The 15,583-nt window shown below is 40.5% G+C and carries 11 protein-coding genes; 5 read left to right on the top strand and 6 right to left on the bottom strand.

Features of this window, described 5'->3' with window-relative positions; translation table 11 throughout:
- Positions 1 to 30: 30 nt before the first annotated feature.
- Positions 31 to 507: a hypothetical protein gene (locus LXL81_RS25165; RefSeq protein ID WP_234650127.1), complete on the top strand. Its 477-nt coding sequence runs from the start codon at positions 31 to 33 to the stop codon at positions 505 to 507.
- A 690-nt stretch (positions 508 to 1,197) separates the two neighbouring features.
- On the opposite strand, the gene LXL81_RS25160 is transcribed toward LXL81_RS25165, so the two are convergent.
- Positions 1,198 to 1,917, bottom strand: a complete 720-nt coding sequence (locus LXL81_RS25160) for a hypothetical protein (RefSeq protein ID WP_234650126.1) — start codon at positions 1,915 to 1,917, stop codon at positions 1,198 to 1,200.
- Between the two features lie 105 nt (positions 1,918 to 2,022).
- Positions 2,023 to 2,754 carry an AAA family ATPase gene (locus tag LXL81_RS25155; RefSeq protein WP_234650124.1) on the bottom strand — a complete coding sequence of 244 codons (732 nt, stop codon included), beginning with the start codon at positions 2,752 to 2,754 and terminating at the stop codon, positions 2,023 to 2,025.
- Positions 2,755 to 3,009: 255 nt separating this feature from the next.
- Here LXL81_RS25155 and LXL81_RS25150 point away from each other — a divergent pair, with 255 nt between their 5' ends.
- Together LXL81_RS25150 and LXL81_RS25145 are read left to right on the top strand one after the other, a co-directional pair.
- Positions 3,010 to 6,165 (top strand): TonB-dependent receptor, encoded by a 3,156-nt coding sequence (locus tag LXL81_RS25150; protein WP_234650122.1) that lies wholly within the window; start codon positions 3,010 to 3,012, stop codon positions 6,163 to 6,165.
- Between the two features lie 78 nt (positions 6,166 to 6,243).
- Complete coding sequence (locus tag LXL81_RS25145) at positions 6,244 to 7,590, top strand: alkaline phosphatase family protein (RefSeq protein ID WP_234650120.1); 1,347 nt, start codon at positions 6,244 to 6,246, stop codon at positions 7,588 to 7,590.
- Positions 7,591 to 8,229: 639 nt separating this feature from the next.
- Here the strand turns inward: LXL81_RS25145 and LXL81_RS25140 are convergent.
- The 4 genes from LXL81_RS25140 to LXL81_RS25125 all read right to left on the bottom strand — a co-directional run bounded on the left by LXL81_RS25140 (position 8,230) and on the right by LXL81_RS25125 (position 12,951).
- Entirely contained in the window at positions 8,230 to 8,802 is a 573-nt protein-coding gene (locus LXL81_RS25140) for an antirestriction protein ArdA (protein WP_234650118.1), read from the bottom strand.
- Positions 8,803 to 9,787: 985 nt separating this feature from the next.
- Positions 9,788 to 11,947, bottom strand: coding sequence for a T9SS type A sorting domain-containing protein (locus tag LXL81_RS25135; RefSeq protein ID WP_234650115.1), 2,160 nt, complete (start codon positions 11,945 to 11,947; stop codon positions 9,788 to 9,790).
- Positions 11,948 to 12,235: 288 nt separating this feature from the next.
- On the bottom strand, positions 12,236 to 12,661 hold the full coding sequence (locus tag LXL81_RS25130) for a VOC family protein (protein ID WP_234650114.1): 426 nt from the start codon (positions 12,659 to 12,661) through the stop codon (positions 12,236 to 12,238).
- Positions 12,662 to 12,801: 140 nt separating this feature from the next.
- Positions 12,802 to 12,951, bottom strand: coding sequence for a hypothetical protein (locus LXL81_RS25125; RefSeq protein WP_234650112.1), 150 nt, complete (start codon positions 12,949 to 12,951; stop codon positions 12,802 to 12,804).
- A gap of 460 nt (positions 12,952 to 13,411) precedes the next feature.
- Here LXL81_RS25125 and LXL81_RS25120 point away from each other — a divergent pair, with 460 nt between their 5' ends.
- Positions 13,412 to 13,981 carry a Crp/Fnr family transcriptional regulator gene (locus LXL81_RS25120; protein WP_234650110.1) on the top strand — a complete coding sequence of 190 codons (570 nt, stop codon included), beginning with the start codon at positions 13,412 to 13,414 and terminating at the stop codon, positions 13,979 to 13,981.
- Positions 13,982 to 14,059: 78 nt separating this feature from the next.
- A complete protein-coding gene (locus tag LXL81_RS25115) occupies positions 14,060 to 14,923 on the top strand; it encodes an SDR family oxidoreductase (RefSeq protein WP_234650108.1) in 864 nt (287 codons plus the stop codon).
- Positions 14,924 to 15,583: the final 660 nt, after the last annotated feature.

The raw sequence follows: 15,583 nt of genomic DNA, 5'->3' as shown, positions 1-15,583 counted from the left end.
GACGCTTGAACTTAGAATAAACAATCCATTATGTCGGTGCCCTACAACCCATTTGAGCCTTTAAATCTTCCGCTGTTTAAAGATTTAATACGGAATAAAACCTGCTATCTGGTGGTTCAGCGCTTACAATGGCCAGGCATTGCTGAAAAGAAGGGATTTATTGCTACGCCTTATCAGCAGCAAAAACCAGCCAAAGAGCATGCACAAACACTATCAGTAAGCGAAGGCCGTTTGATCAATTTACAATCTGAGATGGAGAAGATTTTAGGCCTGATTGATAGTACGAAATATCTTCTATATTTAAATACATTCACAGATCCGGACTGGGAAGATAAAGTATTAAAATATTATCAGAAAAATATCCTTTCGAACCTGAATCTAAATGAGACGACTAAGGCTTTGAAAGAATTAGGTATTGAATACAGTTTTAGATTCGGAAAATTAATGGTAACAATACAGACTGAGGAATCAATCAAAGAATTTTTTCTTTTTGAGCTCATCAAGTAAAATCATCTTTGAATATTAACTTATTCAAACTTTACATTATCGAACCCTACTTTCTGAAAGGTCTTGGCTATTAACATCTTGCATGCATCATTTTACAAAACTGAAATCTGTGAAAGAAATTTAATTACAGATAAATGCCTAATTACAGCGTTAATAGCACTACTTAACGATCATCAAACAATGAATGACAGTGGTTTTGAATCATTTAGTATCTGCCAATAAATAATAAGGGAAAAAGAATTAAAATGTTTTAGAAAAGACCCTTAATTGTAAATGCAACCAAAATTTGCATGCAGAAATCTTTCTAAATAGTGTTTTTCTTTGCTTAAAAAGGGCAGAGCCATGATTATCAATTAATCATCTGTGTGTCATAAAACAATGCCAAGCTCCACTACATATTAATGCTGGCCTGACAATTATCAAACGATCATCTTACCCCGCTAACTTTCATCAACGGGGTAAGATGCAGTCTGTAGACGTGTTAATCAAATGCTTTTCATGATGGCAAGCTCGCGGCCTTCCTTCCATCTTCCCCGGGTAAATCAGGGAATTTTTACAGGGATATTTCCTTTGCTTACAGAAATTTCGAACAATGGTATAACTGAGCTCCACGTGACTGCATCATACACATCCATATCCATGGGTCTGCCATTATTCACTACGCAATATCTGAGTGTTTTCAGTTTATGATTAGCTTATATATTCTATTTCTTGAAGTTTCCGGGCAGCATACTTTTTATACCAGCCAATTTCACAAGTAGCAATATAATCTTTTAGAGCAGTTATATTTTCTTCTTTGTTTTCCGTACTCATTAGGCTCACCTTCATTAATCGTTGATTCCACTTTTTGTGTTCCTGGCTAATTATTTTTATCCTCTCCAATGGGTCAACAACAGAAACTGGTGGAAACTCCATCTCCTGGATTACATTATCAATTATTGGAGTGTATTTTTCATTGAAAGGCCTGCCAGCGTCATTTAGTAAGTCCATATACGCAGACAAAGTACTTAGCTTATCACTAAATGTAGATTCTGTACAAGTCAGGTTATTTATAGCGATATCGGCCCACTGCATCGAAGGGCTGAATTGTTTTAATGAACGATAGCACACAATTAAAATATATGTGATATTAAAATATAAGAATGGGTAATCAGCAGGGCCAAGAATCTCTAATACTTTTTCATAATGTATGATGGCTAGATCATATTTTTCAGCTTCCCAATAGATAAATCCTATTTCATTATTGGATCGGACAAATAGTATGTCCGGATCAAAGAAATCTTTTACCTGATTTATATAATCATCCAATAGTTCTAATTTTTCAGCATAGTTTTCTCTGGGAATGTCGCGAACAAGTTTTAAAAATATTTCTTTTGGTAAAAAACTCTTTTGTAGTTCTTCTAATTTCATATTTAATGTCTGGCAGATGTTTAGTTCGGGACGGCCGAAATGTGATTACATTCTTTCCTTTCTCGTTTAGATATAAGTAAGTATTTCTTAATTATTTTGTTTAACTCAGATTAACCTATCATATTGAATATCTAACATTCGTTTATAATCGTTTAGAAACCCTTTTGTAACTTGATATTGAGGTTTATCTTCATAAGCCATTTCCCTTATCCCATTTTTGTCTAAATGGTAAATCTTAGCATTTGGGTATGCTAATAATATAGGTGAATGGGTGACAATTATTAGCTGAGAACGTTTTTTAAAGAGCTGATCAATGGCAACCAGGCCAGACATCTGCCGGTTGGGTGATAATGCCGCCTCAGGTTCATCAAAAATATAGAGCCTGTTACCTTTTAATTTTTGCGTTAAAACAGCAAGGAACGCCTCTCCGTGAGACTGTCCATGTAATGTTCTCCCGTAACCCCTGAGATAATCAGGATTATTCATTTCTTCCATGCAAGTCGCAATGTTATAAAAGCTTTCTGCCCGGAGAAAGAAATAATCTTTCGGCAATTTAAAGCTTCGAACCAACTTCAAATGCATAAATAGTGACGAGGCATTATCGTGCGTTATATGTTGAATACTTTTTGGCCCACCTTCGAGGCTAAAGGCTAATGTAATGGCTTCGATTAACGTGGATTTGCCGGTTCCATTTTCACCTACAAAAAAAGTCATATCCGGATGAAACTGCAAAGAGGAAAAGGTTCTGATAACCGGCAAGGAAAACGGATACATGTCTAAGGACGGAACTGCATCAGGTGGTAGTTGGATCTCTCTGAGATATGGTCTGCTTTCCATGCATTAGGTAAGATATGTAGAGGCCGAAGTAATGGCTTTTCCATGATTCAGGCAAATGGCAATATTGGTTTAATACTAAAAACCTCAAAGGTTAATTGTTGGTTAATCCACCCTTAACGTAGCCTTAACACTGGCTACCTACTTTTGCACCCAGTAACCCTCCCCCCTTCATCCATAGTAGCTGCGCAACTGTCTATGCTTGAAAAACCCTTAAAGAACTTTAAAAACTACTATTACTCATCTAACTCACCCAAAATGCAACGATTAATTACAGGACTCATCGTGACCCTTGCAATGCTGCTCTGCTCGCCAGACATTAACGCCCAGGGAAATGAAGCAACAATCATTGGAAAAGTATCAGAAGCAAGTGCAGGCCCGATACCGGGCGCGACCGTTTTGGTACGAAATGAATCTACCGGTTTTCAAGCCGGTACGGTTACCGATGTCAACGGTGACTACATTATCAAACAGCTTCCACTAGGCTCACCCTATTCGGTAACTGTTTCGTTTATTGGTTTTGGAGAACAAAAGAAAACAGGTTATGCCTTGAATCAGGGAGATCAGCTCAGACTGAATTTTGCAATGGAAAGCAGCGCAACTGAACTGCAGGCTGTTGACATCAAGGCAAACTCACTTAAAAACACAATCGTAACGCTGGGCGCATCAACGCAAATCACGGCGAAAGATTTAACCAAATTACCAGTAAACGGCCGGAATTTCACCTCGCTTATTGAACTTTCGCCATTGAGCAACGGTAACAGCCTTGGCGGGCAGCTGGGATCTTCTACCAACTACACCATTGATGGTATGAGCTCACGGAGCACAATTGCCGGTGGCGAAACCGGAGGTGCCTACGCAATTTCAATGGAGGCAATCCGCGAGTTCAAGGTAATAACCAACGAATACGACGTTACACTGGGTCGTGCGGGCGGTGGTACGATCAGCACGGTGACCAAATCGGGAACAAACAAATTGACCGGTAGCGTATTTAACTTTATGCGTGCGGACTGGCTTTCAAGTCCATATGATTTGAGAGGAAACAAAAGAACACAGGATTTCTCTACAAACCAGTTCGGTATGTCGCTGGGTGGAGCACTGAAAAAAGACAAAGCGCATTTCTTTGTAGCGTGGGATCACCAGGCTGATAAGCGTCCTCTTCTTATTGCAAACCTGCAATCAGACGCAGATGTTGCTGCTAACCGTGTTACACAGCAGACGCTGGATAACTTCCTGAATATTGCAAGAACCAAATATGGTGTGTCGGACAACCCGCAATTTGGTTCGTTTCCAAAGAAAAAAGGAACTGATGCTATTTTCGCAAGAATTGACTGGCAGCTGAACGCGAAAAACCTTTTGACGGTCCGCAATAACTTTATTAAAGAAATGGACAGACTCTCGGAAGGCGACAACACGGCCATTAATGCGTACGAATCTTATATCGACCGTAAGCGTTTCAATAACAGCATTATGGCGTCCCTTCGAACGATTATAAGTCCAAAAATTACGAACGAGTTGAAATTGCAGCATTTCTATCAGGATGAAGCGGTTATCCCTAGCTCGGAGTTGCCATCGGCCAGCATTCCACGCGCGATTGTTGAAAACGTAGCATCGACAGCGGGAACAAATAACTACAACACTTCAATCCAGATCGGTGGTCAGCGTTTTTCGCCTGAATGGTTTAAAGGGCAAACGTATCAGGCTGTCAACAACCTGTACTACAACACTGGAAAAATCAACTTTACTTTCGGTATTGACTTAATGTTTAACCGCATGAAGTCGGTTTACGGTAGTGAAATGAATGGACGTTTCTACTTCACAGGTTTGGATAACTTCAATAACCAGACTCCATACCGTTACGCAAGAGAGATCAACCTTCGTGCTGATCCAAGCTCGATCGTGAACTCTCTGGCAACTGGCCTTTACGCCCAAATGGATACCAAACTCGCACGCGGTCTTGAAATGATGGCGGGATTACGTCTGGATAATACGCAGTACCTGAATAAAGCGAATTTCAGCCAGGTAGTATATGACGAACTTAACCTTCGTACAGACAACAAAATTAACACAACGCAATTGCAGCCTCGTGTACAGTTTACCTGGGACGTAAATGAGCGCAGCAAAGATATCGTCCGTTTTGGTGCAGGTGTTTTTGGCTCACAGCTAAACCCGTACTCGATGATCAACAACATGTTGTTTGATGGTACGAAAGTTGCCTCGGTTGAATTGCAGGGCAGTCTGGTGCCAAAACCAAACTTCCCAGGCTACCGTGCAGATCCTTCGACGGCTCCCGGCGCTGATTTATTCAACATTCCTGGCGTAGAGCGTTTGGTGACAATCAACATGAACAATGTTGATGCCAAGATTCCTGTTCTTTACAAAACAAACCTTTCGTATAACCACTTTTTCAGCGACCGTCTGCGTGTAGGTGTGAGCGGTTATGCTTCATGGGCTCGTAACAATTATATGTATGTGGACCGCAATATGGTTGAAGATCCATTTTTCCGAATTGCAGCCGAAGCTAATCGTGGCGTTTTTGTACCTGCTTCAAGTATTAACGCGAGCAATGGCGCAACAAACTGGCTGAACGGACGTAAAACGAAAAATGTTGGCCGCGTTCTTGAACTGACCAGTGACGGAAAGAAAAATCAATATGCAGTCGTGATAGACGGAACATTCCGTTACTTCAAAGACGGACAAATTACTGCGTCTTACACATGGAACGATTCGAAAGACAATACTTCCTACAACGGAAACGTAGCCAACACTGCAACACTTGACTTGATGGTTGCTGACGATCCGCGTAATTTGAGCCAGATGGCTTATGCCAACAACCAATTCAAAAACAAGGTCGTTTTCTATGGTACTGCACCAAGCATTTATGGCGTGACGATTGGTCTTCGCTACTCAGGAATTGGTGGGACGCGCTATTCTATGGCAGTTAATGGTAATATAAACGGTGACTTTGTATCCTCAAATGACCTGGCTTATATTTATGATCCAAATAGTTCTTCTACACCTGATTATATCAAAAAAGGACTTCAGGCTATTTTGGACAATCCGGACGCTGAGCAAAGTATTAAGGATTATATCAACCGCGACAAAGGCAAAATGGCTGAGCGTAATGGTGGTATCAATGGTTTCTACGGCGTATTTGACCTTCGTCTTGCGAAACGTTTTAAATTGTTTGGCAATCATGGCCTGGAAGCTTCGGTAGATATTTTCAATGTTGCCAACCTTTTGAACAAAGATTGGGGCGTTGGTAAAAACCTTGGCAAACAAAATCTTTACTCGATCAAAAGCTTCGATAAGGCCACAAACCAATATGTGTACAACCTGAGCGCCGGAACAGGTGTATCCACCCTGAACGGTAACCCTTACCAGATTCAGCTTGGTTTGAGATACGGGTTTTAATTTAAAATAAGCTTTTTTTATTACATGTTGCCGGTCATTGTGGCCGGCAACATTTCTTTCTAATAACCAATCTGTAAAATGAAAAAGATATTTGCCTCAATAGGTCTTTTCGCCCTGTCCTTTTCTTCTTTTGCCCAGGATTCTCACGTAATCCTGATCAGTATTGACGGGTTAAGACCTGAATTTTACAAAGACGCAAACTGGTCGATGGTAAACCTGCGCCAGGGCATGCAGACAGGTGCTTATTCTGACGGCGTTACAGGCGTTTTTCCCACAGTTACCTACCCCTCGCACACAACCATCATTACAGGTGTAAAACCTATAAAACATGGTGTTTACTACAATACCCCATCTGAACCACTTGAAGTAACCGGGAAATGGATCTGGGATTACAGCACGATCAAAGTACCTACGATTTTTAGTGTTGCCAAAGAAAAAGGACTTAAAACAGCTTCGGTTTTCTGGCCGGTTTCTGTGGGTAGCCCCGCCACCTATAACATTCCAGAGTTCTGGTATCTGCCTGAAACAAAAGGCGGAAAACGCAGCATGGGCAAAGCGCTTTCCGAAAACTCATTTCCCAAAGGCCTTTACGAAGAAATTCAGAAAAATGCGACCGGCAAGCTTGAAGAAATTGATTTCGATGGCGATTATCTGAGCATTGACGACAATATGTCAAGGATCAGCAGCTATCTGATCCGCCAGTACAAACCTTCGTTTTTGGCTGTGCACCTGGTTGCGGTTGATCATTTCGAACATGAGCAGGGCCGCGACGGTGACAAAGTAAGGGCTGCGTTATCAAGTGTTGACCGCGGCATTAAGGCCATTATTGAGGCTACGGAAAAGGCCGGCATTAAAGACAAAACTACTTTTATCATTACCGGCGATCACGGATTTGTCAACATCCACACCGCGATTGCTCCCAACATTCTGCTGGCAAAAGCCGGACTTTATGATCCGAATAACAAGACAAACTGGAAAGCCTATTTCCACAGCTCAGGCGGCTCTGCATTTTTACATTTAAAAGATAAAAATGATACAAAAACGCTTGAAAAAGTAAAGCAGATCCTGGATCAGTTGCCTGTTAGCCAAAAAAGTCTTTTCGCAGTAAAAGATCGCGTTGCATTAGATCTTGTTGGTTCGGATCCAAACGCTTCACTGGCCATAGCCCCTGTGCAGGGCATTACGATTAGCGGCGCTGCCACCGGCGATTTCATGCGTGCAGCCAGCGGAGGCACCCACGGGTTTTTCCCGGATTTTAAAGAAATACAAACCGGATTCGTTGCTTTTGGAAAAGGTATCAAGCAAGGCGCAGTAGTTCCGGAAATGGGTTTGCAGGACATAGCGCCCCTAGTTGCAAAACTTCTAAAACTGGATTTGCCAACTGCCGATGGCACCTTGTATCCTGGATTGCTTCTCAAAGAATAGTGTAGGCTGCAAATGATTTCACCACGCGTTAAGCCATACCAGACCGGCGCGTGGTGATTGAAAATCTATTATAATAAACCAAAGTGAATTTAGGTAAAGACATTTTTTACTAACATCGCAACCGGAGCTGCGCGAAGGATCAGAACAAGCTTAATGTTTGGTGTCAATTAGCTCAATAAGTCATAATGACCCTAAAAGCCAAAGAACTGCGAGAATTTTTCAACTAAGAAATTGCTGTAACCAGGGATCGAAATAATGCCTGGCCTGTTGATATCGGTTATAGACAGCCCTGGTCCGGCAGAGTACTACCCACAGGTATGAAAGGCCTTTCCAAATCCATTATCTTAAATAAAATATTTCCTCGAAAAAGCGGCCACAGAATCTGGGCCAGACCAAATCATACAACTGTTTGTTTGAGAATATCACGCTACTTAATTGTTAAAAGAAGCGCGCTATGCCCGGTCAGCATGATTATTTGCCCAAAGCAAGCCGTTCACTTCGATAAATGTTAGCTTTTTGCTCAATTGTCAACCAGCAAAGTAGTTGTTTATGAAAAATCAAATGATATATTCAATCGCTACGAAAATTACAATCAATAGAGTCTGACAACGATTTTGCCGTCAGACTCTATAATCTTTCCTATATATCAAGGAAAATATGACCTTCGTATTCGGTGTAATCTCCTAAAAACATATCTCTTCCAAAAGCTTCATAATCAAAATATCTTTCCAACATCTGTGGCACTCCTTCCAAAAGGCCAATGTCTTCAATATACTGGTAAGCAAATTCGGTTTTCGGATCTTTCATTACTCCACCATAATATCCCTGATAGGCCTCATTAAAACCTTCAAGTGTTTCTTCCAGATCATTTCCATTGGCTGGCCAGGATATGATATTTGAGCAGTATAATTCAAAAGCCTCTGCGCTGTTTACATCCATCTCCGAAACAGCTTGAAAATATCTGAAAGTATCTTCGTGCAGACTGCATTCTGAAATCAAAAAGCCTGGAATACATTCCCAATCCTGAAACATTAGCTCCGGACGGCAGCCGTCGCTGAGAAATTCATTTCTATGGTAATCATAGCAGTCTTTGTAGAATTGTTCTGCATCAGCATAATCTGACAGATCAAACCATTGTCCGAAAAGCGATCCTGAATTGTACATTCCATAGGTACCTACATAAATTTTTGGATTGTTTGCTTGATTTTTCATGAGTGAAAACATTTGAATTAGCTAAGCCCGGCTGGGCCGCCCCGGCTTTGTGCCAAAGGGCAATCGCATGTCCCACTCGAATTAAAAATGACGGGGTTTACCCCCTAGGATTCAGGCCCAGACGGCGGTTTAAGGAGCGACCGCAGGCCGCGGTAAATAGCCGGATGACGAAGTGAAGGCTTGAAACCGTCATTTTTCACTTCGTAACTTTGGTTTGCACTAACTGGTAAACGTGCGGCTGGATTGTCTTACGGAAATCTATTTATTATTTGCCAGTTAAAAACTTCACGAACTACTTACTAGTTTTTTCCAATTTCTAGCCAGATCGGAAAAGTATAAATTAAATATTCGTCTTTTTGAGACGGATTTTGGAATTGTCCAGGTTGACGTATGCAGGTTCATTAATAAATTATCTTTTACTAGCCAGCAAAAATTGACACGATTCAGTTTACAGTCTCCACCTTGATAATATTTTTTCATAAAAATAGTAGCCATGTCTGTTAGAATATTGAAATTTTCAGGATTCTTGCTTCATTCATCATAATATAATTCCAAAGCCTTTGACATGTCATTAAATGTGAAATAAACAGTCACCACCCCCAAAACACATTTGTATTTTCAGGATACAGAAGCCATCCTTGATTAAATCTGTACCCTTGCAGCTCGTATGTTGCCTTGATAAAAAAAGCAAAGCCAATATCAATTAGCACTTCTGAGGCTTTGCTTGTGCTCCCTTCTTGCTTTGTATATTGATAAGTTTTGCCTGCAAGCATCCTATCCTCTGGCCTTCTCACTAATACGTATATTCTAAGAAAGTCCTGTTAGCCATTCTTTGTAATTCTGTTTTATAGGATCAGAAATAAGTTCTTGACAATAACGATTCGAAGCATAAAGGGAGCCAGACATTTGATTCCGGTCTAAATAACTGTTGCGTTAACAGCCTGGATTCAGGAAATTTGCGGGTAACAGGTAGTATCCTGTTTATTCATCTTGTTATCACAAGTTTGTTTACCTCAGCACTGCCGTCGTCATAGAAGATTGTTAGCACATAAAGACCTGATGCAATCGACTTTACAGAAATCCCCTCATTGGGTATATTCGATGTTTGCAGCAACATATTTCCTGATTTGTCGGTTATTGTCACTGAGATGGCTCTATCCCGCAATGCTGGACTGAAAAGGATGCGATCTGAAACCGGGTTTGGGTATACAAAAAAGCTCTTTTCAAAGATCAGGCGGCGTAGTTGTGAATAGGCAAATGATCCATCGCCGTCGACCAATTTAAGCCGGTAGAGATTTTCGCCAGCTTGTGGAAATATATCTAAAAAACGATAAATGCTATTCGAACCCGAAGCTCCGCCTGCCATTACTTTGCCTAGTACTTTCCAGTCTGTGCCCGACGTACTTCTTTCAATCTGAAAGTATGCACTGCCGTTTTCAGAAGTGGTAGACCAGTTTAGCTGCGCGGCCTGCCCTTCTTTAATCGCGGTGAAATTTGCAAGAACGGCCGGCAGCGGAACTGCATCCTGAAATTTGACCAGTGGATCTCCCAGGATCACCTCACTTTCCGCGTACCCGGCCGCATAGCGGTATGCATCACTTACGGTATGCCCGGCGGCCATCAGTGGGAATGCGCCATTGGTTCTGTATTCGTATTCCAATCCGCTATCATCATCTGATGTAAACAGAAAAAGGAAATCAGAGTATGCGTGCACATTCATCACATTTCCTTTACCCAGGTATTCTCCTCCCAAATAACTGTAAGCCTTGTAATTACCAATATTGCATGAACTCAGACTGATCAGCTGCGTATTTAATTTTGTCAGGTTGTTGATATCCTGTTTGTATACACCAAAAGACTGATAATCAGGAGCTCCGTGCAAATTCAAACTCAAGATTTCATAGGAATTATTTTCCAGTTTATTTAGAAAATCTCCTTTCCAGACAGGATCTTCACCCGAATAATCCCTATCCTTGGGGCGTCCAAAACTTAAAGTTTCGACCGATTGCCAACGGCCATTTGCCTCTGCCATCGCTACTGCATTTTGTTCATTGGCAAACCCGTCAGATAATAAAACAGACTTATTAAATGTGACTTCTTTACGCCGGTAACGATGCAGTTTTTCAAAATAATTCACAAGATATTCTGCCTTGGTTTCCGGTGTAAGATTAGATGCCGGTATGACCATCCCGACCGACATCAGCGAATTGCGCTGCTGAAAAACAGCATCCCTTACCTCCTCAGGTGCATCAAAACAAGTATTTTGATACTTCCAGCTTTGAAGGTAATAGTATGCCGGATCATATGTGTAATGTTGATAAAGTGGGTGGGTATACTGCTGAAAAGTGATGGTTCCAGAAGAATTGGCCACATTACCTAGATCATCAAGAAGATATCGGAAGGAGTATGTAGAAGCATTATCCCCGATAAAAAACAGGTACGAAATGTTATCTGTCAAAAAGTGTTGCCTAATGTACTCATAAAGTCCAATCTTGTCGGTGCTGTTGTTATCAATATAATACTTCTGAACGATCAAATTTGCCGTTGCGCTTTGCACGTCTGAAATATACTGGTCAAGTTTATTTTGAACCGAGGCAGTACTTTCCCATTCGCGGTTAATTACCAACAGCATTTTCTTTTGAGAAAAGCCAGCCGGGTGGGTGCTGAAAGTGATAATCGGAAGTTCGGTTCCCGTGCATGGCATTCCTTCCAGGCCAAAGATAAAGGTCCGCAAGCGGTAAGATTTGCCTGGAAGCATGCCACCCATTACAAAATCAACTGTCCTGGCTGTTTTATTCACTGCCTTGGATGAAAGCCATGAGTCGGCAAATGATTGGGCATTACAATTTTCTCCACAATCCGGTGACAGGTTAAAGTCGATGGTAGACACATTGTTTATATCCAAATCGAGGCCAAAATTCAGGTGTATATTAATCATACTTTCCGGCCGGACACTATATGGTGTCACGGTTTGTACTATATTGAAATCGGCAGTTCTGGCGTTTGCCGGGCGATCCTTGATTTTGATCAGCCTATACGCATTTGTCAAAGGGTCAATAGCCAGCTGTGCCGATCTTTGAGCAAAACTAATCGATACATTGTGGAAAAGCACGGCTATGAAAGTGAAGTATAAGTGATTTTTCATATCGTTTGTGGCTAGGCTGCGTACAAGTCACTATCTGGTCATTACTTACCAAAATACCAGACACAATTTAAGATAAAAAGTTGGAAGAATATTAACTAATGATGATTTTTTATAACTATATATTCTATTAACTTACTTTGTATATAAAACGAATGAACAATAAAGCTTAAATTTTACTTCAATAGAATTTACCAAAGCTGCAAGCCTTCTAGCAAGTCACACTAAAAAACACCAAATAAATGCATGAAAATGGACATCTATTACGGTAAATAAAATTTAAGTGAAAAATCAGGACGCTTCTGCTCTAAAAACCCAAGAGACGTTGTACTTGTCTGTGAGTTGGCCATAGACCCCAAAGGGAACTTCTCTTAATTCCATAAAGGTTTGTTCATTTTTATCCGCTCCATCCGCAAGACTATCAAATATTGGTTTAAGTTCTTTGTAGGAACTGCCGGTAAGGTATATAGCTGTAGTATTACCTTGCTGCGGCTCAAAAACAGGCGAAGCCATCCAATCAGCAGCAGAGATATCAAAGGTATCCCCCTTCAATTGTGCATAAATAATTCTTTCGTGTTTCTGCTCAGGAAATTGATCTTTGATAGGCGTATCACCTGTCTTGGAAAGTGTCAATGCTCCACCTAAACACTGATGGTAGAAACTCATTGCTTCGGCGCAGTTACCATCAAACAAAAGAAAGGGGCTAGTTCGCAACATAACAGATCAGATTTTTGTTTGTGAAGTTTTAACAAAATATGCAAACTAATGAATGTATCATAAAACACTCTGTTTAAAGCAATCTTGGGCTATAAATAAACGCAAATCTCAGATAAATTCATTATTCTAATGAAATTCCACTAGGATGACCCTACTTCTGCCAGTGGACGGCACCTGACCATACAAAGCTTGAACAGCAGATCATTACCTGTCAGTTTAAACGGTACTTTCACTGCATTGTCGATCATGATTTGAAGTGAGCTGCATGGGCTTTCTGTTTTATTCTCCATTGAAACAATGTTCATTGCTTTGTTTCAACGGTCAGAAAAAACACTTAACCTGTTGTTGCAAGTCTTATCTACGAATTTGACCAGGTGGATGCCATACAACGGGCATGCTGCAAATGATACTTATGGGGCTAATCATTTGTAATCATTTAGCTAATAAGCAGTAGACACTAACCAGCGATAGACAGAATAAAGGCAAGTTACGCAAAAGAAGAATTGCTCAAACCAAAAATTTACATGCCGATTATATCTCGCAAGTAAGCAGGGGCGTATACGCCCGATGCTTAAAAAGGATATTAAAACCGAAATTTCAATTATTATTCTGAATCACGGTATAAATTTTGAGCAATATTCTAAAAACAACAGACAATTGCCGACTTGAAAAGATAATGGGTTGAATCGCTGACTGAACTTTTTACCATATGGTAAATGAAAAATCCGCAACAATTTCGAAATTTAATTTATGGAAGAGCTCATCAATTACATATTACAGTTTGGGAATCTGAACAGGCAGCAAACAGATTTCATTATGAGTAAAGTAAAAATGCTGGAACTTCATAAGGAAGAATATTTTTCTGAGGCCGGAAAGGTCCCAAGGTACGTTGGATTTTTAACTGAGGGTGTCGTCCGCTTTTGTTATTACAACAATAAAGGAGAAGAGATCACGCATCATTTCGTTGACGAAAACAACTTTGTTTCGGACCAGCAAAAATTTGAGGCACAAATGGTAACTTCCGAGTATATACAGGCAGTCACCAATTGCAAAATGCTTGTTTTTTCAAAAAAAGATTGGGACCAGATCGGAAATACAATCGTTGGCTGGGAGGCGATTGCAAATCTGATCCTAAAAAATTGTTTGCTAAAAACGATCGGAAGAAGGAGTCCGTTGGTTTCAGAAGATGCCACCACCCGTTATTTATCTTTCATAGAACAATTCCCCGGTCTTCTCAATCGCATTCCGCTTTCTCATATTGCTTCTTACCTGGGAATTACACAACAATCACTAAGCAGAATAAGAAGAAACATCCGTTAAAGTCACTTTTTACCATTTGGTAAAAGGTGGGCCCTTTTTGATGCCGACCTTTGCATCATAAACTTAATCAATAAAATAATGAGCAAAAAAGTCGTATTAATAACAGGAACAAATAGCGGTTTTGGATGGCTTACAGCAAATAGTGTTGCAGCTTTGGGGCACAAAGTCTATGCAACCATGAGAGATACCGAAGGAAAAAACGCTGATAAAGCCAAAGCCCTGGCACAAATAGAAAACGTGACTGTTCTGGATGTATCGCTTACAGACGAAGCGAGTGTAAATAATGCCATTGATTCTATTATTGCAGCGGAAGGCGCGATTGACGTGCTTGTCAACAATGCAGGTGCCGCAATGTTCGGTGTGGCTGAGAGCTCTACTACTGCTGATGTACAGCGAATGTTCGATATCAATGTTTTCGCCCCTTGGAGACTGATTAAGTTAGTCTTACCAGCCATGCGCAAGCAGTCAGATGGTTTGATCATCAATGTTTCAAGTGGATTTGGAACAGTCTCATTTCCATTTTCTACGGTATATAGTGCTTCTAAATTTGGTTTGGAAGGATTAAGCGAAGGGCTGCATTACGAACTAAGACCTCTGGGAGTGGATGTAGCAATTATTCAACCCGGCACTTTTCCAACCGAAATTTCCCAGAAAATACAGTCTGGCTCAGACACATCTGTCGTCGACGATTACAAAGCGATATTGGACTATCCGAATAAAATGTTAGCTGCCATCAGTCAGATTTTTGAAACTGTCAAACCCGATCCGCAGGATGTGGCAGATGCAGTGGTACAGCTGATCAATTTGCCAAAAGGGCAAAGGCCGTTAAGAACAGTTGTTGACCCCTCCACAGGAGCATTTATTAAAAGAGCCAACGACGCTGTCAATGTTGAGTATTCAAATGCTTTGACAGCATTTGGAATGGAGGGACTTTTGGCATAAAATGTTACATCTTATGCAATATAAATGGCAGGCACTTTAAGATTCTTTAAGATCAGCCCTGAATAATTTATCCTCCGGGCTGATCTTATTTGTAGCTATAATTACATACATAATATGCCAGGCTGGTCTACCGCCTTATCCAGTATGGTTTTTTGAGAGTAATATCTCAGCACTACATAGTACAATACGTCTAGCATTATTTTGAATTTCATTGAACGACTATCGTAATTAATCCCTTTCGTTTTTTGAGACTATCGTTTACAAGTGACAGCCTGTCACTTAAAGCTGGTGTTAAACATTTTCATTATAAAAATTCTAATCTGAAATGTAGTATTCCGGACAACCGAACTTGTATTCGTTTTTTGAGACTATTGTAAAAGTGACAGCGTGTCACTTTTATCGTTTTTTGAGACAAGGTGGCATATAAGTTTATTGGTTAACATACTGAGTCTCGCCCCAAAACTGCTGTAAGTAGTTCCCCGAAAATAAGTTAATATACTTTTATGTTCAATAAGATCTTTTGTATTTCTATTTTTTCAAAACATGCTGAACGTAAGGGCTAGCTTTTCTCTATGAGAATTAAAGTCATATCAGTGGAAATTTTTACGGTTCATTTTGATCTTATCTTACCGGAAAAACGAGTGATGAGATTAGTTCATA

Origin of the sequence: Dyadobacter sp. CY356 (genome assembly GCF_021440195.1) — a bacterium.
GTDB lineage: Bacteria > Bacteroidota > Bacteroidia > Cytophagales > Spirosomataceae > Dyadobacter.
Note: the sequence above shows the minus strand (reverse complement) of the source record. Positions and strands in the feature narration are given on the sequence as shown.